A 282-nucleotide genomic window follows, 5' to 3' on the forward strand; every position below is an offset into this window, starting at 1 on the left:
CTGAAAGCCAAGGCGAGCGCGAAGGCCGAAGGTGAATGGTCTGTCGTCAAGCGTACCGACGGGACCCACATGTGGGCCTATGACGGCAACCCGGTCTACACCTTCATCAAGGACAAGAAGGCCGGCGATATGAACGGCGAAGGCGTCGCCGGCGCCTGGCACGTCGCCAAGGCTGACTGAATCTGCCCTCGCCACCGCCTGGCTGGAGGGTGGCTGCCGGGTCCTTGGCGATCCGGCAGCCGGCGGTCCTTTTCGACCTGAGCCGGCTCGACGATCGCCTTG

Annotated in this window: 1 pseudogene; it reads left to right on the plus strand. The window is 65.2% G+C overall.

Annotation, left to right across the window (positions count from 1 at the left end):
• Positions 1-180: pseudogene (locus EN852_RS40275) on the plus strand (hypothetical protein); the annotation flags it as partial.
• Positions 181-282: the final 102 nt, after the last annotated feature.

This window comes from Mesorhizobium sp. M2E.F.Ca.ET.209.01.1.1, from assembly GCF_004010375.2.
Taxonomy (GTDB): domain Bacteria; phylum Pseudomonadota; class Alphaproteobacteria; order Rhizobiales; family Rhizobiaceae; genus Mesorhizobium.